At 60.5% G+C, this 18,085-nt stretch carries 14 protein-coding genes, 3 pseudogenes and 1 riboswitch; of the genes and pseudogenes, 2 read left to right on the forward strand and 15 right to left on the reverse strand.

The features are described 5' to 3' along the window. Positions 1-513, reverse strand: coding sequence for a nodulation protein NolB (locus ABVQ20_RS36960; protein WP_354464750.1), 513 nt, complete (start codon positions 511-513; stop codon positions 1-3). Positions 514-711: 198 nt separating this feature from the next. On the opposite strand from ABVQ20_RS36960, the gene ABVQ20_RS36965 reads away from it, so the two are divergent. Then, the gene (locus ABVQ20_RS36965; protein WP_354464770.1) at positions 712-1,416 is read left to right on the forward strand and encodes a secretin N-terminal domain-containing protein; all 705 of its coding nucleotides are present in this window, start codon (positions 712-714) and stop codon (positions 1,414-1,416) included. A gap of 289 nt (positions 1,417-1,705) precedes the next feature. Further along, positions 1,706-3,565: an HrpF/NolX family T3SS translocon protein gene (locus tag ABVQ20_RS36970; RefSeq protein ID WP_354464751.1), complete on the forward strand. Its 1,860-nt coding sequence runs from the start codon at positions 1,706-1,708 to the stop codon at positions 3,563-3,565. 184 nt (positions 3,566-3,749) lie between these two features. Here ABVQ20_RS36970 and ABVQ20_RS40615 read toward each other — a convergent pair whose 3' ends face one another. The 14 genes and pseudogenes from ABVQ20_RS40615 to ABVQ20_RS37040 form a co-directional block, all read right to left on the reverse strand. Beyond that, positions 3,750-4,073, reverse strand: coding sequence for a hypothetical protein (locus ABVQ20_RS40615; protein ID WP_435528496.1), 324 nt, complete (start codon positions 4,071-4,073; stop codon positions 3,750-3,752). 112 nt (positions 4,074-4,185) lie between these two features. Continuing rightward, positions 4,186-4,990 (reverse strand): annotated as a pseudogene (locus tag ABVQ20_RS36980) (IS630 family transposase); the annotation flags it as partial. A 540-nt stretch (positions 4,991-5,530) separates the two neighbouring features. Continuing rightward, the gene (locus ABVQ20_RS36985) at positions 5,531-6,094 is read right to left on the reverse strand and encodes a CpaD family pilus assembly lipoprotein (protein WP_354464752.1); all 564 of its coding nucleotides are present in this window, start codon (positions 6,092-6,094) and stop codon (positions 5,531-5,533) included. Between the two features lie 10 nt (positions 6,095-6,104). Continuing rightward, on the reverse strand, positions 6,105-7,562 hold the full coding sequence (locus ABVQ20_RS36990; RefSeq protein WP_354464771.1) for a type II and III secretion system protein family protein: 1,458 nt from the start codon (positions 7,560-7,562) through the stop codon (positions 6,105-6,107). A 34-nt stretch (positions 7,563-7,596) separates the two neighbouring features. Beyond that, the gene (locus tag ABVQ20_RS36995) at positions 7,597-8,283 is read right to left on the reverse strand and encodes a response regulator (RefSeq protein WP_354464753.1); all 687 of its coding nucleotides are present in this window, start codon (positions 8,281-8,283) and stop codon (positions 7,597-7,599) included. 1,379 nt (positions 8,284-9,662) lie between these two features. Continuing rightward, the gene (locus ABVQ20_RS37000) at positions 9,663-10,424 is read right to left on the reverse strand and encodes a hydroxymethylpyrimidine/phosphomethylpyrimidine kinase (RefSeq protein ID WP_354464754.1); all 762 of its coding nucleotides are present in this window, start codon (positions 10,422-10,424) and stop codon (positions 9,663-9,665) included. Beyond that, on the reverse strand, positions 10,415-11,020 hold the full coding sequence (locus ABVQ20_RS37005) for a thiamine phosphate synthase (RefSeq protein ID WP_354464755.1): 606 nt from the start codon (positions 11,018-11,020) through the stop codon (positions 10,415-10,417). The genes ABVQ20_RS37000 and ABVQ20_RS37005 overlap by 10 nt, the downstream gene beginning before the upstream one ends. Beyond that, positions 11,017-11,790, reverse strand: coding sequence for a thiazole synthase (locus ABVQ20_RS37010; protein ID WP_354464756.1), 774 nt, complete (start codon positions 11,788-11,790; stop codon positions 11,017-11,019). Before ABVQ20_RS37010 ends, ABVQ20_RS37005 begins: the two co-directional genes overlap by 4 nt. A 3-nt stretch (positions 11,791-11,793) precedes the next feature. Beyond that, positions 11,794-11,991, reverse strand: a complete 198-nt coding sequence (gene thiS / locus ABVQ20_RS37015; RefSeq protein WP_354461191.1) for a sulfur carrier protein ThiS — start codon at positions 11,989-11,991, stop codon at positions 11,794-11,796. Continuing rightward, complete coding sequence (thiO, locus tag ABVQ20_RS37020; protein ID WP_354464757.1) at positions 11,960-12,961, reverse strand: glycine oxidase ThiO; 1,002 nt, start codon at positions 12,959-12,961, stop codon at positions 11,960-11,962. The genes thiS and thiO overlap by 32 nt, the downstream gene beginning before the upstream one ends. Continuing rightward, positions 12,958-14,793: a phosphomethylpyrimidine synthase ThiC gene (thiC, locus tag ABVQ20_RS37025; RefSeq protein ID WP_354464758.1), complete on the reverse strand. Its 1,836-nt coding sequence runs from the start codon at positions 14,791-14,793 to the stop codon at positions 12,958-12,960. The genes thiO and thiC overlap by 4 nt, the downstream gene beginning before the upstream one ends. A 103-nt stretch (positions 14,794-14,896) precedes the next feature. After that, a riboswitch (TPP riboswitch) is annotated at positions 14,897-15,013 on the reverse strand. 1,051 nt (positions 15,014-16,064) lie between these two features. Next, on the reverse strand, positions 16,065-16,217 hold the full coding sequence (locus ABVQ20_RS37030) for a hypothetical protein (RefSeq protein WP_354464759.1): 153 nt from the start codon (positions 16,215-16,217) through the stop codon (positions 16,065-16,067). A 198-nt stretch (positions 16,218-16,415) separates the two neighbouring features. Beyond that, positions 16,416-17,285 (reverse strand): annotated as a pseudogene (locus ABVQ20_RS37035) (integrase catalytic domain-containing protein); the annotation flags it as partial. An 83-nt stretch (positions 17,286-17,368) separates the two neighbouring features. Further along, positions 17,369-17,770: pseudogene (locus ABVQ20_RS37040) on the reverse strand (phosphomethylpyrimidine synthase ThiC); the annotation flags it as partial. Between the last annotated feature and the right edge of the window lie 315 nt (positions 17,771-18,085).

Raw genomic sequence — 18,085 nt, forward strand, 5'->3', positions numbered from 1 at the left:
TCATCCTTCTTTTAATAGTGTGTTCACAGATGAGGTGATGCCGCTGACACCTTTGGAAATAAGAGCAACTTGGGTAACGCCGTTGTAGACATCCCGCAGATCAGCAATCATCGATTCGAAATCATGCCCTGCTTGCGGAACGCCCGACATCTGCGTTCCCGCTGCCCCACCTTCGACAGGCAGCTTCTGCGCCGACCCAGGTAGAGCGCCCTTCGCAAGGCCTACCTGATGGTCAAGCGCGGCAGAAGTAACTGCGTTGTCCCGGTACATGGAAGAAATCGTCTGGAGGACCCGGTCGCCGAGTGGGCTTGTCTGCGCAGTCGCGCGTTGAACATCCAACTGCGGCGGAACCGGCGCCGCTCTCGCTGGCCCCGACGCGGTATCGTTTTTCATCGAGGCGGCCGCCTGCGCTAGCGCGCGCTCAAACTGAGCCTGCTCACCGAATGACGGTGACCCGACTCTGGGAAGAGTGTCCGTCAGACTGGCAGAGATCGACGTGACAGGCATCATCATGTAAGGACTCGATTGCTTTCTCTTTGACGCGAGATGAGTGACGCGAGATGAGTCCAGCCGGTTATCACCCGCTGTTGGGTCGATACCTAGAGAGGCGACCTGACGACAAGCTGACGGGAGCGTCGTTAGTCATGTAAAAAGTCACATTGGCGACTTTAGTGATTGTGAGAATTTCAGCCTTTGGTTTATCAGGACGAGATGTCAAGAACGCTCATCCCATCCGCCATCCTGCACAGCTTGAAGAGACTTCTCTGTGTAGGATTTTTTCTCTCCACCGGAATCCACACAACTCTTGGCGTCCCTCTGTCGCTCCCCTCGACGCCGTATAGGTATACGGTTCTAGATCAGGATCTCTCTGCCGCGTTGCAGGAATTCGGCAACAACCTGAATATCAGGATCAACATCAGCGCCGAGGTGAAGGGGCGGATTCGCGGGCGTATGCCGGATTTGCCACCGCGCGAGTTCCTCGACCGCTTGACCAAGCTGTACGATCTCCAATGGTACTATGATGGGCTTGTGCTCTATGTGTCCGCTGCAAAAGAAGCACAAACTCGGATGCTTGTGCTGACTCCGATTCGCTTCGATGCGTTCAAGGGCGCCCTCGATGAGCTTGACATCTCCGATGACCGCTATGTCGTGAGACCTGCGCCGGGAAATGGCCTCGTCTTGGTTTCCGGTCCACCGCGCTTCATCGCGCTCGTGGAGCAGGCGTTCAACGGCCTCGTGGCGGAGGCGCAGGCGCGGCCTCACGTCGCTGAGACGCCGCCAAGGGAATCGGTGCTGATATTGTTTCGGGGTTCCTCCACCATGGTCGTCCGCGATGGACGACCGGAAGCCTCTTATTCTTCTGACGTGCTGCAACACGATGGCGTTGGCGGGAAGCCTGAGCTGAGTCAGAAATGACATCCATGGAGACGCCGCAGCTTCTGGAGAAAACATTACCCGCAGCCGCCCTCCTGATTGTGAATTCTTTTGAACCCGTCAGGTTCTCGAAAGCTGAACCGCTCATGATGAGATTCAGGATCTCCAACGATCGCCGGCCATTGTGCTGGAATTGAACCTTGGAGTTAGCAACGAGCGAGCAGGGCCATTTTGGCGACCGGGCCAACGCTCGGAATTGTCAACGTTCGTGAACACATTGGCTCATATGAGGCCTTTGTTGGGATTTTAACGTCACGTCTGAGGATATACAATGTCGGCCAGCAACCTTTCACCATCCACCACCTCGAATCTCCCACAGTCCGCACTGGCCTGGTCGGGCCTGAAACCTTCTGCGCTTGCGTTAGTGGAGACTGAGCAAAGCGCATCGTCCTTCGAGGCGATGCTGTCCACCTACTCGCTGGAAGACAAGACCGATCCTTTCGCGCTCCGGGACGTGCTGGGGCCGGATGTCGGGTCGACGCAGGATGTCGAGTCGACGTCGGAAGATTTGCAGCAGCACCCATTGGACCTGCTGCCGCCACATATGAGGGCGGCAATCGTATCAATGGGTCAGGACCAGCAGCCCTCTGCGATCGATTCCCAATTCGTATCGCCGGCTCCCGTGCCGAGCTCGAGAATCACGTGGAATGGCGGCTCGCTGACCAAGGCCGAGTTGCAGATCGTGGCAGTGCTGAACCGTCACAAGGACCAATGCCCACTCAGTTGGGAGTCGCTTGGGGACAAAGCCAATGATCCCTCCACGCCGCCGGATCTGAAAGCGGCGATCGAGGGACTGCAGCAGGATCCCGAACTCTTTTACGCGATTGGCTCGCAGGGCGATGGCCGCTGTGGAGGCAAGATCACGGCGAAGGATTTGTCTGGATTCTCCCGCCTTCACTCCCAAGTTGCCGAATTTCAGGAACGCCAGGCGCAAAGCTACGACCAGAACTACATACCATCCGACAGCACTGGAAATGCTCAGCCTTCGATCATGACCTTGAGCGATGCATTGCGCGAGCTTTACCTGTACTCCGACAACCTGCCCAAGGACCTGAGTCCGGCTGATTTCAAGCAGATCGTCGACGGCCAAGCGAAAACCGACAAATGTCCGCCCCAGGTCATTGCGGCTGCTCAATACTTCCTCAACCACCCGGATGCCTGGAAGCAGTTGTGCGGTGGTGCGACAGACAGGGTCCACAAAGAGGACTTCCTGCAAGCCGCTTCATCGTCAATGAGCCTCACGCGAACCGAGCTGGATACGCTCAAGACGATTAACAGCCATCAGGACGCCTTCTTTGGAGGCGGTGACCTCACTCGTGACAAGCTGGCGAGCATGGCAGACAACAAGAGCCTCGATCCGAAAGTACGGCAAACTGCCTCGCAACTCCTCTCAGATCCTCTTTTGTTCGGTCTGCTGAACAATTCGATTACGGGCTATACGACCCATAATGGGTTCTTCGACTTCGGCGGCGGACATACGGTCGATTCCGGCAACGTCAGCAAAAAAGACTTTGCCCGTTTCTACACAAACATGTCGTCTGCGAACCGCACCGTTCAGCAGCCAAAGACCCACATGCCTGAAACCGCTGCAGAGCAGGACGCTGTCGCGGACATGAGGATGGGCCTGGCGGACCAGCCTGATATCAAGTCATCCAAAAAGAACGGCGGAGCCTTAATGCACGTAGTCGACTCTGTGCTCAAGGTGGAGGCTCAAGCGATTGACTGGGCTGCAACGGCGGTGGGAGTGCTCAGCTTCATTCCGGGCATCGGACAAGTGGCCGATCTTGCATCGATGGTTCTCGAGAGCGAGTCGCAAGCAGCGAATCTCCTGCATACAGCCATTAGCGGAGGCAATATGAAGCGGGCGCTGGAAGAAGCTGGCCTAAATGTCGCGGCGCAGGCTGTCGGCCTTGTCGCAGGCCCCGAGGTCAAACTGGCAATTCGCAACGGGCTCATCAAGGAGGCGATGGAAGAGGCCTTGACGGCCGGCGTCAATCTGCCGCTTTCCACGGCGCAGTACTATGCAGAAGGCTACATGAACAACCTCCAAGCACGCCTTGCGGCCGACCCTGTGCAAGCCGCCGGCCTGCCCAGCCAGATGGGCGCGCCATTATCCCAGAACGTGGCCTGACAAACAAATGTGCGCTTCCTCGGCGCGATTCGTCCATTCTATCAATCAGCTGCCGCGTAAGCTTTGCCTTCACCGCGCAGATCTGAGCAGCGCCTGGGAAGATCGAAAGGTCGCGATCTCGCTGTGAGCTTTTCACTAGGTTGTCCATCCGGCCCAAACCGGGAAAGCTGAGGTTGTCGAAGCTTCAGTGATTCTCGGAGGACCGGATGACCGTCCATAAGATGCCGGCTGACGCTACGCGTTCGAGAGCGAATTGTAAGGCGGGTCGAAAGCGGGCAGACGCCTGCAGCGTATCGAGACCATCGAACGGCTGCGCCGCCAGCGCTGGACGGGCAAACAGATCGCCGCTGAGGCCGGCCGTCTCGCCAGCGACTGCCAGCCGTGTTTTACACCGCCTGGATCGCGGCAGAAAGTTGAGCGTCGCGCCGGCCAGCTCGATCGCGCCGTGGACACCGGCTGCTTTGTACGCCGGCAAGGTGTCCATGATGACGATGCCATCCAGCTTCACGATCGGGACGAGGACCTGCTCGATAAGGAAAGGTGCCTTACGGGACCATCAGTTGCGCACAGCGCGACCATACTGATGAGGTGCAGCGCCCGTGAAGATGGGGGGCCTCCTTTCTCGGCACTTTCAGCTTGGCGGTCGTGTCCCAGCCTGCCCGGTCGAGCAGCAGCACGGCGTGCGCGCCGCGCGCCACATGGCGGCTGATCTCGTCGAGGTGAAGCTGCATAGCCGCGGTGTCGACAAACGGTAGCGCCAGGGCTGCTCCCTTGCTGCGCGCCGGGCAGACGGCGCCGAACAGGTATGCGCTTTGATAGCGCTGGTCGGCGGGCTGCCTGGGCCGCGTGCCACGGCGCGCCCATTGCCGCACGACACCGTTCTTCTGGCCAATTTTGGCTTCATCTTGAAACCACACCTTGACGGGCTTGCCCTTCGACAGGTCGGCGAGGTGGGCGGCTAGCGTGCGCGGAAAGTTTTTTTGAACTCTCCACGATCCAGGCATTCTGCGCCAGATGGCGCGGCCGCGCGCTCATGTGCGAGAAGCCGAGTTCCTTCAGCAGCTTGCCCACGTAGCGCTCGTGATAGGCGACGCCGAAACGATCCTCGATGACGCGCTGCAGATCGATGCGCCGCCAGCGCACCACGCCGTCAACCGCCAGGTCCGGTCCCGTCTCGACGATTTGCGCCAGTTCGGCCTTCTGTTCCGGCGACAGGCGCGGCGTGGGTCCGCCATACCAGGCATCCTTCAGTCCGTCAGGGCCATCCTCGTTGAAGCGATGCACCCAGTCCCGCAGCGTCTGGCGGTCCATGCCGCCGATCCGTGCAGCATCTTCCCGGCTCATCCCGTCCATGACCCCAGCCAGCGACAACAAGCGCCTGCTCTGGTTGACGTCATTCGCCACCTTCGCCAGTCGCCGAAGCAATCTTCACCGCTGATCCCATCGCCCGAATCCTCCTCGCGACAAGGAATCACGGATCAATCGCGGCGGATACCCCTAGAGAGTCAGCCCTCAGAACCTTTGGTATTAGACCCGCAACACCCGCCGCGTGGCGCGCGGCGCGCGGCCACGCAGCCGCGATCGAGGCCGCCTGGCCATTGAACCAAGTCGCCGCGCTTCAGGACACGCGAAGCCTTCAAAACCCCGCCAACAAAGATCGCCGCTCAGTGCTGTTGCCGTCGTCCCCATCGCCAAAAGGGTGCTTGGGGGAACCGTCCCGAATCCGCCACACCATCAGCGGACAGTGACGGCTGTTTCACCAAGCAAAGTCGCCAGCGCCGCGCCCACTCAAAGCGCCGTAGTGAGGTGAGGCGGCAGCCTGTTACCCATCTGGGTCGTCGAAGGTCAATGACGTCGATAAGGCGACGATCGTGCATTGACTCGTCGCCAAATGCTACGGATCCGCGATGGTGCGTGCTTGAGGAGGTGCCAGAGTCTACCGGGCGAAGACGAAAGGACTTGGCATCAGTCGCCACTTTTGTCCGTCGTGAATGTCCTGTATTTGGCAGCTGGTATGGCAGCACGATCACCATCGCTTGGCTTGACAGCCTTGTTGTCGAACAAATCGCGTGGATCGTTGACCATTACCGCGAGGTTATGGCGTGTCGAACAGCCAAGCGTCTGGTCGAAGGACTTGTCATTGAGCAACGGACTGGAAAACGACGGACAGACAGGGGGGCGGGCATGATAGACAATCGCCTCTATCCGCACTGCGCGCCCGTGTTGGTCGAGCAAATGGATGTTGTACGCATCGATGCCCATCTGCCTGGCCTGATGGATTGTCTCTGCGCTGAGCCGGGGCGACCCGCTGATAAGCAGATGAAGCGCATCGCGCCGTCCGCGACTGGCCCTCTCAAGGAAAACACGCAAACGCTGCCGTTCCGAAGCGCGAAGACTCTCTAACATCAGGACGGAGGTCTCCTGCCGGATAAGGATCGGGGTCGATGGCTCGACATAGATCGGCGGGCTTACGCAGCCACTTAGGCTTGCCGTAAGAGCGACCAGGAGAACTTTGATCCGCAACGTCATTCGACCACAGCTATTCGATGATAAAGCCGGCACTGCCCTTGGCGCCTGGCGCACCGGTGCGGGCAGTAGCGCGGCCTCGCGGCGGACTTGCCGGCGAATTCGTCACAGTGCCCCCCCCGTCCAACGCTGGTGCCATCCGGTCCGTGGGTGCGCTCATCTGGTCGGGGCTGGAGCCTGGCCTTACGATGTAAGGCGTAACCAGAATAACCAGTTCCGACTCTTCCTTTTGAAATGAGGACGAACGGAACAGGGCGCCAAGGATCGGCATTTCGCCAAGCCAGGGAAAAGCACTGATGTCATTGTTGACGTTACGCCTGATGAGACCGCCAATTGCAAAGCTCTGCCCGCTGGCGAGTTCGACGACTGTGTCGGCACGCCGCGTGGAAACTGCCGGCACGGAGATACCGTTGATTTGAACGGCACCTTGTGACGATAGTTCACTGACTTCGGGCTTTACGTGAATGTTGATTAGGTTGTTGTTGAGAACGGTTGGCACGAATTCAAGGCTGACGCCGAAGTGACGGAATTCAATCGAGACTTGCCCATTTTCCTGCGGGACAGGAATGGGGAATTCGCCGCCGGCGAGGAAGCTGGCGGTTTCACCGGACATCGCAGTGAGATTTGGCTCCGCCAAGACGGAAGCGATGTGCTCCTTGGCGAGCGCGTCGAGAACCGCGCCGACGCTGATATTGCCATTGTTGAATCCGATTTCTGCCGTACCGCCACCATTAGCCGCACCAGAGCCAGCACCTCCGCCGCCGCGTAACAAACCCACTTTGAAATTGCCGATTTGACCGAAGGCGGACAGGTTAATACCGAGTTCCTTCATGGCGCTACGGGAGACCTCCGCTACGCGCACACTCAGATTAACCTGCAAGGACCCAACGACCTTGATGTTATTGACGACCTGCCCACCGTCACCGAGAAATTGCTCAGTGACTCTTTTCGCAGTGTCGACGACTTCGGCATCGGGCGCTGTACCGCTAAGGATTGCGCCGCGCGGGGTATACTTGACGCGGATTGGATAGTCGCCGACCTGATCCCTCAACATGGCCCGCAGATCCCCGATCGGTTGCGTGACGACAATTTGCAACTCGGCGAGAGCCTCGCCGTTGTCGTCCAAGGCGAATAGGCTGGTCCGCCCGGATTTCTTGCCAAAGACGAAGATGGTTTTGTTCGAGGGTGCCTGATAATCCGCGATCGTCGGGTCGGCAACAAAGATGGTCGCGGCTGCCGCGGGCAGATGAACTGTCTTGCCGAGCGAAGAGGAAAGGTTGAGCGTGGCATTGATGCTATTGGAAGCGGCACGTGGCGCCCCTTTATCCCCGTTGTTTTGGGCCACGGCAGAAAGTGGAGATAACAGCATGAGCGCGCAGAGGAGAGGGCCCAAGTAAGGACAAACGGTAGCTCTCGAACCGTCGATGAGAGTCGGCCGCCGATTGGTGCCAGGATGACGAGTTGGAACCATTTTCAAGACAGTCTTTTCTTTCACATTCGACCAACTATGCGGATGCCGCGTCAGGCAATTCAAGAATGTAACCAATGCCACGCACGGTCTTGATCCGTGGCGTTGCACTTGACCCACTCAGATGTCTACGTAAGCGATAGATTCCGACTTCAAGCGCGTTGGTAGATACCTCGTCGTTGAACGAATAGAGGTGACCTTCCATCTGCTCACGCGGCACGATGCGGCCTGCACGACTAAGCAGATGCTCTAGAATACATAGTTCGCGGCGTGCGATCGTCAGCGGACAACCCGCAACGGAAACCTGTCGGCCGATCGGGTCGAAGTTGAGATTGCCAAATACAAGGATGGGGTCGGTGATCTGTATCGACCGGCGCTGAATGGCTCTCATTCTGGCGATGAGCTCAACAGGACAGACGGGTTTGAGAAGAAAATCGTCCGCGCCACCGTTGAAAATGGCAATTCGCTTCTCGATATCGTTGAAGCTACTCATAATGACGGCAGGAACTGAATGCCCCTCGCTCCTTAGCTGTCTCAGCCAGTCCAAGCCATCGCCATCAGGCAGAGCCAACTCGAGCAGGAGAATTTCATAACTCGCGCAATGAAATGCACTAGACGCCTGTTCCAGAGTACAAGCTACATCAACGGCGAAGCCGCTATCCGCGAGCGCAACGCGCACCGCGCGTGCAAGATCGGAATGATGGTCAACCAGCAGCGTTCGCATTTCATCTCATAATCAAAGTAGGAGAATCCATCGAGCACGTCACCGTCGGCTATGGGGCCGGGCGACAGCAGAAGTCGCGCAACTCGTGGCCGTATTCGTAACCGCTCTTTCGGATGGGTAGTCGCAGGAGCATGCAAGCCGCACGCCTGCAATAGTCGCGGATAGGAGCATGTGGAGGCCTGTTGACGGGCCGAAACTGACGGTCGGCCGGCCCAACCCCGCCTGCGATTTCTCTGCGCATCGATTCTCCAACATGCGGCCCCCTTGCTTCGTTAGGCCAGCGCCGACGTCCAGAGCCCCAAGATTCCTGACTAGAAGGGTTAGCTCTCGAGAAGCGAAATTAACAAATCGATTGTTCGGATCGGTACGCATCCACATGATGGATGGATTCCGCATATTCACCTCAGGTCGGGCTGCCCTACCCATGAAGCATTCAGACCGAAGGGCGGGCCCCCGATCCGATCGAAGATCGCGAGACGACACTGAAGGGATCGAGAACACACTGGAACGGGCTCCCCAAGCATCTGCCGAGACCGGATTGGGAAACCATCAGGGAAGGACTGCCACAGCGGTTGCATGGCAAGTGCTTAGCCGCGCGATTGCGCGCTCATGGCCGACTGACGGGTTGATGCTTCACCCCGCGACTATAAGCTAGGCAGGCGAGGAACGGCTGACGGGACGGCGGTACAGGCAGCCGGATCCGCTCATTCCGCGGATACTGGCGCTGCCTCCCGCGCGCGGCGGTCGGCCATCGCGTTGGCGGCCGAATAGCCGCACGCTAGAGTGGCCGTTCCGACGGCCCTCCCTAAGGCGACGGGGTAGCCACTTCGTCCTTCATGTCGAGGGATTCTTCGACTGCTTCCGGGTTCCGGGCAATGGTCAGAGGAGCGTATTCACCGCTGCATCCGGTTCCGAGCGACCTTGCTCAAAGTTCAAAGCGTTGCCAGATCGAGGCCATTACCTCACGGAGAATGCCTCCTGGGAGAGCTTCGTGCGATCCCGGACTTCGCGGACGCTTATCGGCCGCGGCGCATGAACCTTTGCGATCACTCCTGCGGACGAGAGTTCATCCTTCAGTGACCGGAAGTCGTCGACGCAAGGAACCGTCACGAATGCCTTGCCGTGATCAACCATCTCCGCGAAGACTGCGTGGGCCGTCCTCAGAGCAGCTGTCTCCTGGCGAGAACCCGAGCAGCCTCAGGAGTATTCGCGCCGTGAAGAAGGCTGAGGTTCAGCCGGACGGGAGAGCCTGACGACACCCGGACGACGTCCCGGGTTCGCACCTGTTGTGCGAACGCTCCATGAACTTCGATATAGTCGACAACCAGCTTGTCCGCGATCACCCGACCGAGCATAGGTGCACATGGAGCGAGTCGCTGTCATCTGGCTGCGTTCTTCTTCAGCTTCTCGAAAACAAATCCTTTGCCTTTGCGCACGCTGTCTTCAAGTGATCTCGCATTCGCCAGATGCGCGGCAATCGCGCTGGCCAGCATGCATCCCGTCCCGCGCATCGATGCCGCAAGGCGCGGTGTGTCGAGGCGGATTGGCTCTTGATCGGAGCGCAACAGAATATCGGTTGATCGAGGCCCCGATGCGTGGCCGCCCTTGATCAGCAGCGCCTGCAACCCCGCCGCCAACAATTGTTGTCCTTGCCGCAATGCACCGATCTCATCCGCTGCCGGCTCTGTGCCGACAAGGAGGGCCAGCTCGATGAGATTGGGTGTCACCAGACGGCAAAGCGGCATCATATTACCAGTCATGACGCGGATCGCGCTCGCCTCGAGCAGAGCCCGGCCTGAGGTGGAGGCCAGCACCGGGTCGAGTACCGCAGGCACCTGCGGATTTTCGCGCAGCACGGCAGCAACGGCAGCGATGATCTCAGCCGTTGCGAGCATGCCGATCTTGACGGCCGCCACCTTATTGGCCTCCAGCCCAGCGCGCATCTGATCGGCGACCAGACCTGGTTGAATAGGGTGGATTTCCAGGACAGCTTCGTGCGTCTGCACCGTGAGCGCGGTGACCGCAAGGCAGGTGCGCACGCCAAAGGAAGCGATGGTCTCGATATCGCGAGCAATTCCGGCACCCCCGCTGGAGTCCGAGCCACCGACGACCAGCACATGCGGTTCTCGCCTCAGCGCCATCGGTCTGTCTTTTCGATCCATTCTCGCGTGCGCGCTTCAGGGTCGTCGTTCAACGTGATGTCGGTGACCACCGCCGCACCGTCCGCACCGGCCGCAAAGACACCGTCGAGCCGGTCCGGGTTGAGGCCACCAATGGCGACCAGGGGAATCGGTGCGACCCGGCGCTTCCACTCTGTGATCCGTTCTATCCCTTGCGGCGCCCATTTCATCTTCTTCAGGATCGTGGGATAGACAGGCCCCAACGCAATATAGTCGGGCTCGGCGGCCAGCGCCGTTTCCAGTTCGGTATGATCATGTGTGCTCAGTCCGAGCCTCACGCCGGCTGCCCGTATCCGCGAAAGGTCGGCGGTCTGCAAATCCTCTTGGCCGAGATGCACGAAGTCGCAACCTTCCTCGATTGCCAGGCGCCAATGGTCGTTGACGATGAGCTGGCATTGCTGCTCGGCGCACAGGGCCTTCGCCTTGCTGATTTCGGCGCGCAGCCCGGCATCATCCATGGTCTTGATGCGAAGCTGAACCAGCTTGACGCCGAGCGGTGCCAGCCGTTCGATCCAGGCAGCGCTGTCGACGATCAGGTAGAACGGATCGAGCTTCATGAGAAAACCGCCCTGCCGATCGTCGGCGTCGACGGCACGGCGACGTCGCGCGGCTCGATCATGCCCGAGCAAAAGGCCTCACGACCGGCCTCGACCGCCTTGCCGAACGCACGCGCCATGCAGACTGGATCGGCCGCCTTGGCGACCGCTGTGTTCAGGAGCACGGCGTCAAAGCCGAGTTCCATGACGGTTGCCGCGTGCGACGGACGCCCAAGCCCCGCATCCACAATCAGCGGGACGCCAGGAAAATGCCCGCGCATCGAGCGCAGCGCCATGATGTTGATCGGTCCGAGGGCGGAGCCGATCGGCGCGCACCACGGCATCAAGACCTTGCAGCCCGCCCCAAGTAGCCGCTCGGCGACAACAAGGTCGTCGGTGGTATAGGGAAATACCGCAAAACCGTCCTCGCACAGGATGCGGGCCGCTTCGATCAGGCCGAACACGTCGGGCTGCAGCGTGTCGTGGTTGCCGATCACTTCGAGCTTGATCCAATTTGTGCCGAAGACCTCACGCGCCATTTTCGCGGTCGTAACCGCTTCCTTGACGGAGTGGCAGCCAGCAGTGTTGGGCAGGATTTTTACGCCGAGCGATCGGATCAATGACCAGAATTGTTCGCCGGCCCTGCCGCCTGCCATCTCGCGGCGCAACGAGACGGTCACCACGGAGGTTCTGGCTGCCTTGACCGCGTCGGCAAGGATGGCCGGCGACGGATACTGAGCGGTGCCTAGAAGCAGGCGAGAGGAGAGGTTCGTTCCTAGAAGATCGAACATGATCTAGCCCCCCTGCATGGGCGAAAGGATTTCGATCCGGTCACCGTCGCTCAGCTGGAATTCCGCCCGCTTGGCTTTGTGCACGAGGTCGCTGTTGACGGCCGTTGCCAGCCAGTCGCCCTCATAGTCGAGCGCGGCAAGCAGTTCGGCCAGCGTGGTGGCGGCAAGCTCATGCGCTTCGCCGTTGACGGTCAGTCTCATGAGCAAGCTCCTTGGTTCTGTCTTGTTTGAAAACCAGGTCGGCAGCCTGGCGCGCCATGGCAGGGGCGAGGAGAAAACCGTGACGATAGAGCCCGTTGATCGCGATGATCTCACCGTTGGTTTCGACGCGCGGCAGGTTGTCGGGAAAGGCTGGACGGACGCCGACACCGGTTTCAACGATCTCGGCCTCGCCAAAGGCCGGATGCAGGGCATAGGCGGCACCCAGAAGCTCCATCATGGAACGCGCCGTGACTGGTTCGGCGGACTGGCTTTCGATCATCGTCGCGCCAACCATGAAACGGTGGTCGGTGCGCGGCACTGCATAGAGTGGAAAGCGCGGATGCAGCAACCTGACCGGGCGCGACAGCGAGATATCGGGCGTGCGCACGATCAGCATTTCGCCGCGAACGCCGCGCAGCCTGTCATCGGCTGCGGCCATTCCCGTGCAGTCGATCTGACGATCGAAACCGGAAGCATCCCCGGCGTTGGCGCCGAAATGGAAGTCGACACCCATGGCTGCGAGCTTGTCATGAAGTGCCACCATCGCCTGGCGCGGGTCGAGATGAGCTTCATCGGGAAACAGCAATCCGCGCCGGAAACGGCCGGCGAGGTCGGGCTCCAGGATGGCAATTTCGTCTTCATCAACACGCCGATGCCCCGAAGTGCGACTGGCGAACCGGTCCAGCTCGCCGGCATCACGTGGCGCCGCCACGACCAGCGTTCCGGCCCGTGTCACCTGGCCTGGTAGTACCGCATCCCACCAGTCGGCGGCGTCACGCCCGAGATCCAGCACCGGCTGCTCGGCGCTTTCACGCTCGCACCATGGCGCCAGCATGCCGCCGGCGAACCACGACGCATTGCCACCGAGGATCTGCCTGGTCTCGGTAACGGTCACCGACACGCCGCAAGTGGCGAGTTCGAAGGCGACGGTGAGGCCGGCGACGCCGGCCCCCTTGACGAGCACCCTCATGACGGCTCAGGCGCCCCTTGCATGAGTGGTGCGCCGGTCTCGTCAGCCGGCATGTAGAGATCGCCGCCCTCGCGGTATTTCGCCGCCATCGCCGCCATGCCCTCTTTCTGTGCCTCGGCACGAATGTCGTGGGAAATACGCATGGAGCAGAATTTCGGCCCGCACATCGAGCAGAAATGCGCCACCTTGTGCGCCTCCTTAGGCAAGGTCTGGTCGTGGAAGGAGCGCGCGGTTTCGGGATCGAGCGACAGGTTGAACTGGTCCTCCCAGCGGAACTCGAAGCGCGCGCGGGAAAGGGCATCATCCCTGACCTTCGCCGCGGGATGGCCCTTTGCCAGATCGGCGGCATGGGCGGCGATCTTGTAGGTGATGACGCCGATCTTGACATCGTTGCGATCGGGAAGGCCGAGATGCTCCTTGGGCGTGACATAGCAGAGCATAGCGGTGCCGAACCAGCCGATCATGGCAGCACCGATGCCTGAGGTGATGTGGTCATAGCCCGGCGCGATGTCGGTCGTCAGTGGCCCCAGCGTATAGAACGGCGCCTCGCCGCAGACGGCGAGCTGCTTGTCCATGTTCTCCTTGATCTTGTGCATCGGCACATGGCCGGGCCCCTCGATCATCACCTGGCAATCCTTCGCCCAGGCGATCTTCGTCAGTTCGCCGAGCGTTTCCAACTCGGCGAATTGCGCCGCGTCATTGGCATCGGCGATCGAGCCAGGACGAAGGCCGTCGCCGAGCGAAAAGGAGACGTCATAGGCGCGGCAGATGTCGCAGATCTCCGCGAAATGCTCGTAAAGGAAGCTCTCCCGGTGATGGTGCAGGCACCATTTGGCCATGATCGACCCGCCGCGCGAGACGATACCCGTGACCCGGTCGACGGTCAGCGGGATGTAATGCAGCCGCACGCCGGCATGGATGGTGAAATAGTCAACCCCTTGTTCGGCCTGTTCGATCAGCGTGTCGCGGTAGACTTCCCAGGTCAGGTCCTCAGCAACGCCGCCGACCTTTTCCAACGCCTGGTAAAGCGGCACCGTGCCGATCGGCACCGGCGCATTGCGTACGATCCATTCGCGGGTGTTGTGGATGTTGCGGCCGGTCGACAGATCCATCACCGTATCGGCGCCCCAGCGGGTCGCCCAGACCATCTTTTCGACCTCTTCGGCCATTGAGGAGGTGACGGCGGAATTGCCGATATTGGCGTTGATCTTCACCAGGAAATTGCGCCCGATGATCATCGGTTCGCTCTCTGGGTGGTTGATGTTGGCTGGAATGATTGCCCGGCCCCGCGCCACCTCTTCGCGAACGAACTCCGGCGTGACAAAATCGGGAATAGCGGCGCCGAAGCTTTCACCGTCGCGCGGCAGCTTGCCGCGGGCGATCTCGCGGCCGAGGTTCTCGCGGATGGCAACGAACTCCATTTCGGGCGTGATGATGCCGGCGCGTGCGTAGGCAAGCTGTGTCACCGCCTTGCCCGCCTTGGCTCTGAGCGGCCGGTTGCGAACAGGAAATTCCGATGTCAGGCGCTCGCCCGCCGCAAATCCATTGTCTTCCGGCCGGATATGGCGGCCATCATAGGCTTCGACATCGCCGCGCGCCGTAATCCATTCATGGCGAACCCGGGCAAGGCCCTTCTCGATGCTGGTTTCGACCGTCGGGTCGGTATAGGGGCCGGACGGATCGTAGACGATGACAGGCGGCTCGCCGGCCGTCGGATGGACGGAGATTTCGCGCATCGGCACTTTGATGTGCGGGTGGATGGTACCGAGCTTGTGGATTTTCCGTGAGGCAGGCAGTGGTCCCGTCGACACGGCGGGGGTGAGGGCATTCATCTTGAGGCTCCTTTGCTCATGCATTGGAGACCCAGTTCTGTGCCGGAAGGATGAAAAGACGCTCTGGTCGTCCTGCCGAAACAGGACCTCGGGCGTAAACTCCCGCAAAGCGCTTGCACCGTCCCTACGCCAGTATGAACTGGATCAGGTTCAACGGGTCACTGCGCCGCGAAAGCCAGCAGTATCTCAGCCCCTTGCCGGGACTCCCCTGGTGAATGGGTCGAATTGAACGGGCCGGCGCTAGCTTGTCAAGCGCATTCGGGCCGCGGCGACGATCTGCGGCCGGTCAGACCCGGGAGACCAGGCAGGGATAAGGGATCGCCAAAACGTCGGACTAAAGATAGATCCTTATGTGATCACGCCGCCCCTCGCGCCGATGCTTAGTCCGGCAGGTAACAGTGAGTAGCTTCCCACTCGATCGAGGAGCCGGTCCATCCCGATAGGACGGCCGCTGCGCTTCCACACCCGGGCGAGACTGAGCTGCGGTCACGCCGCCGTTACAATGAGCAATTCGCGCATGATTCAGATCAAGGCGGAGCTTCCTGCTTCTGTAGATCATGGGGAAATGTGGAAGCCAATCCTAAGCGCTCCGTTTGGTCGCAACCTCGAACTGGCCGTCTTTGACGCGGATGGCGAACACGCGCTTGTATTTGCTTGCAGGAAGGTGCGGGACGGTTGGACGAATGCTATGATTGGCGCCCGGATCGACATTCACCCGACCCATTGGCGCGATTGGGAGCCGGGGCGGGTGGCAAACGCGACCAACCCTCTCCGTGACTCGCCTTAATATTTGGACTCCACGATCAAAGCCATAGCCGGCGTTGCGGAAGAGCTGCTCGACTTGATTGACGTACATCTCTGCTCGGCACTCGATTTCGTTACCCATGCCGGAGTGAAGGGCCCAAAGGCAATGGTCCAGCGCGCTGCGCACCACATCAGCTTGGCCGATGGCCTAACAAAGCGTGGTGCGGCATCGCTCGATGGGTGGCATTGAGTTCATTATTGTCGCCCATGAATGGCTCGGACGCGGGATACACCGCTACTGAGTCCTTGAGATCGCCAGAGTGCCCTACGAGGTGCCACGATGAGGCTAACCATTTCTTTACCACCAGCCCGCATCTTCACCCCGCGCTTTGTACTGAGTGCGCGTCTCAGGTGACAGGGTGGGGAGAAGTCCCCACCCATCCCGTCTGAATCGAGCACGCCGCCGAGGAGGGCTTCTCCTACGCCGAAGTCGTGAAGCTGCCCCTCTGCGTGGACTGAGCAAAGCCTCAGTCGCGTTTTCCGGAAACGATCGCATTCCACGCGACGATGATAAGGCCCTGGTCGACAACAGCGTGAACTTGCTCGGTAGCCTTGGACGTGTCGAAGGCAGGGAATTCGGCGGTTTCGATCGTTTCGGTCTTGCCGGGGAGCTTGGACATTTTTTCCATCCTGTTCCAGGGCGGTCTCAAAACAAAACCGTCCCGTTCACGTACGAAATCGTCACAACGGATTTATGAAGCTGACAAGAATTCGGTGCCTCGCGAATTGGCGTCAGCGAAAGCACGACGACCTGTCATGTCCTGGATGGCATCCATTCGTGTAGCGGCTGGGGCTACGGCGCTGCCCGCTACGGTCCGCAAGCGCGAAAGCCGGCGATAGCCGACGATGCGGCGCACCACGGCACCGTTCTTCTGCTCGACAAAAGCCTGATCATTCTTGCGGTACGGCCGGCAGCGCGTGAACGCGATAGCGGCGTCCTGACAATAATCGCGCACCGTCTCGTTCAGGAACACGCTGTCATTGTCGGTGTCGAAGCCGAGACGGTCGAACGGCAGGAGCCGCCGCAATTCCGTCAGCACCTCGCTCAGCAGCTTCTGCTCGCGCACCAGCAACGGCGCGCATTCCGTCCATCCGCTCGCAACGTCGGTGAGAACCAGCGTCTGCACAAAGCTGCCGCTCGTCACCGGGCCGCTGTGCGCCACCAGGTCGGCCTCCACAAAGCCGGGCGGTGGATCCTGCCAGTCGGAGAAGGTGCGGATCGGTATGCTCCGCCGCAGCGCCGAGGATGCCGCGGGCCGGCGCCGCTTGCCGCCAACTGCGGTCTCGTGGACCGCGCGCAGCGCACGGTCGATCGTTGCCGCACTCCTCGCCAAAAGGCGCGTCCGGATTTCCGGCGCAAGCTGAAGATGCCCGTGACGCTCCATCGCCTCGACCAGGATCGGCACCAACGCTTTCAGCCGCTTCCCGCAGATCCGGTCCGAGGCCTCCCACAGCACGATCAGCGCTTCACCAACCGCATCGTCATAAAGCCGCCGCTCCGGCCGCGGCCCCGAACGGCCCACCTGCGGTACGTTACGCAATAAGCGCATCGCATGCTTGCGGTGAAAGCCGCTCACCGCCACGAACTCATCGAGAATGCGCGACTTGCCTGCCCTGCCGCTTCGGGCGTAGCGCTCCGTTACCGCGCTCACCAGCTCATCCCGCGTCGCCATGCTGACCTGCCTCATCTGATTTGCTCCTGCCACACAAAGGCGGGGAGCAAATCAGATGAGGCAACGGCTTAACATCCAGGAACAATTCAAGCGAGGCAATGCGCGCCGAAGCTTTCACCGTCGCGCGACAGCTTGCCGCGCATGATCTCGCGGCCGAGGTTCTCGCGGATGGCGACGAACTCCATTTCGGGTGTGATGATGCCTGCGCGCGCATAGGCAAGCTGCGTCACCGCCTTGCCGGCCTTGGCCCTGAGCGGCCGGTCGCGGAGCGGAAATTCCGGAGTCAGGCGCTCGCCCACCGCGAATCCGTTGTCTTCGGGCCGGACATGGCGGCTGTCATAGGCTTCGACATCGCCGCGCTCCGTAATCCATTCGTGGCGAAGCCGGGCGAGGCCCTTTTCGATATTGGTTTCGACGGTCGGGGCGGTATACGGCCCGGACGGACCGTAGACGGTGACGGGCGGTTCGCCCGCAGTCGGATGGACGGAGATTTCGCGCATCAGGGATCCTTCACACTCGAGCACAGCCCATCGAAACGAAACGGCCTGATCGTCCGCAGCAGCATAGGAGTGCGGCTGATCGGTCACGAGCCTCTGGCTTCGCCCGCGCGCAATGTCATTGTCTCTGAGCCGACGGTGACCTTGCGACTTTCCTTGCACGACCGAAACAAGCTCACGCGGCCCCGGCTGTGGGCGTCCGAGCGATGAACGTCGCCGGGCACAGTCGTCTAGGACCAGACTCGAACATCGTCCGGCCTGAGGTCGAGGCTTCCAATCTCGCCTCGCTTCCATGCGATGTTTTTTTAGAGTGCTGCG

Source organism: Mesorhizobium shangrilense (assembly GCF_040537815.1).
GTDB classification, from domain to species: domain Bacteria; phylum Pseudomonadota; class Alphaproteobacteria; order Rhizobiales; family Rhizobiaceae; genus Mesorhizobium; species Mesorhizobium shangrilense.

Coding starts and splice junctions, on each gene's coding strand:
- ABVQ20_RS36960 (WP_354464750.1), bottom strand. CDS start 513: ATGATGATGCCTGTCACGTCGATCTCTGCCAGTCTGACGGACACTCTT.
- ABVQ20_RS36965 (WP_354464770.1), top strand. CDS start 712: ATGTCAAGAACGCTCATCCCATCCGCCATCCTGCACAGCTTGAAGAGA.
- ABVQ20_RS36970 (WP_354464751.1), top strand. CDS start 1,706: ATGTCGGCCAGCAACCTTTCACCATCCACCACCTCGAATCTCCCACAG.
- ABVQ20_RS36985 (WP_354464752.1), bottom strand. CDS start 6,094: ATGACGTTGCGGATCAAAGTTCTCCTGGTCGCTCTTACGGCAAGCCTA.
- ABVQ20_RS36990 (WP_354464771.1), bottom strand. CDS start 7,562: ATGGTTCCAACTCGTCATCCTGGCACCAATCGGCGGCCGACTCTCATC.
- ABVQ20_RS36995 (WP_354464753.1), bottom strand. CDS start 8,283: ATGCGAACGCTGCTGGTTGACCATCATTCCGATCTTGCACGCGCGGTG.
- ABVQ20_RS37000 (WP_354464754.1), bottom strand. CDS start 10,424: ATGGCGCTGAGGCGAGAACCGCATGTGCTGGTCGTCGGTGGCTCGGAC.
- ABVQ20_RS37005 (WP_354464755.1), bottom strand. CDS start 11,020: ATGAAGCTCGATCCGTTCTACCTGATCGTCGACAGCGCTGCCTGGATC.
- ABVQ20_RS37010 (WP_354464756.1), bottom strand. CDS start 11,790: ATGTTCGATCTTCTAGGAACGAACCTCTCCTCTCGCCTGCTTCTAGGC.
- thiS (WP_354461191.1), bottom strand. CDS start 11,991: ATGAGACTGACCGTCAACGGCGAAGCGCATGAGCTTGCCGCCACCACG.
- thiO (WP_354464757.1), bottom strand. CDS start 12,961: ATGAGGGTGCTCGTCAAGGGGGCCGGCGTCGCCGGCCTCACCGTCGCC.
- thiC (WP_354464758.1), bottom strand. CDS start 14,793: ATGAATGCCCTCACCCCCGCCGTGTCGACGGGACCACTGCCTGCCTCA.
- ABVQ20_RS37030 (WP_354464759.1), bottom strand. CDS start 16,217: ATGTCCAAGCTCCCCGGCAAGACCGAAACGATCGAAACCGCCGAATTC.